General features: G+C 38.1%; 1 protein-coding gene. It reads right to left on the bottom strand.

What is annotated here, in order from left to right; translation table 11 throughout:
• Positions 1 to 173 precede the first annotated feature (173 nt).
• Positions 174 to 731, bottom strand: a complete 558-nt coding sequence (locus tag OZD61_RS01900; protein ID WP_274979649.1) for a hypothetical protein — start codon at positions 729 to 731, stop codon at positions 174 to 176.
• Positions 732 to 1,000 lie beyond the last annotated feature (269 nt).

Genomic DNA, 1,000 nt, shown 5'->3' with positions numbered 1-1,000 from the left:
AGGTTGCTTATAATTCTAACTATAGTTAGCCTTTCATAAGTAGCGATGCAACAAAGCCATTCCAGCGTCACGCGCTGGAATGACATTGTAGGGTGTTATCCGAGTCCTTTTTCCGTCATCCGAGGACCGTATGACGTCATCCAAGTAGCGTGACTACTTGGATCTAAGCTGTATTACCAAGTCCAATTAAGTGCAGCATCATCACTTGTTGGAGGCTCAAAATACGGTTGTGACATTTCCTCTTGCACAGCTCTTTTAAATTCTGGACTTTCTATGCTTATCTTTGTTACATGATCTTGTAAGGCTTTCTCAGCAGCTATTTCAGCAGCTGATGGACTTGTTCCATTTTTACCATCTTCTCCTTTAGGACCAGTATCCCCTTTCTCTCCTTTTAGCCCTTTACTTACTAAGAACTCCTTTACTGTTTGGTTATTTTGACCATCATACTTTGCTTTATCTGGGCTATCAAGAAAGTTTCCTAATGTATCTACTAGAACTGATTCATTATTATCTTTTGTACTAAGTAAACTTCCCAGAGCTGTTGATAGACCAGTTATTTTGTGCTCTGTTATTTGACCACCATTTGGTGTATATCCCACTTTAAGATCATTTGTGGTTATATCCAAAGTATATTCATTACCCGTATTATCTGCCAAAGTTACAAGTTTGACTTCTGCCAGAGTTGCTGCTGCTGTTCCTGCAGCACTTTCAAATTTTAAACTAGCCGGCATATCACACTCCATTAATTACAAAAACCACAGCATGCATGAAAATAGTATAATTTTTGTTAATGCTAGATTTTACATAAGATTTCCTTGAAACTTGTTGTTTCAGAATTCTTCTCTTGTCATTCAAGTGTGTAGCAGATGATGTCATTCCAGTCTGGAATCCAGCCTTTATTATGCAGCCACTTATTTAAAGTTAAGTTTTCTGGATCCCAGTGGGCTTTGTTGCATCGCTACTTATGAAAGGCTAACTATAGTCAGAATTATAAGCAACC

Source organism: Wolbachia endosymbiont of Drosophila bocki (assembly GCF_028982005.1).
GTDB classification, from domain to species: Bacteria; Pseudomonadota; Alphaproteobacteria; order Rickettsiales; family Anaplasmataceae; genus Wolbachia; species Wolbachia pipientis.
The sequence above is the reverse complement of the archived record's forward strand: the minus strand, read 5'-3'. Positions and strand labels throughout refer to the sequence as shown.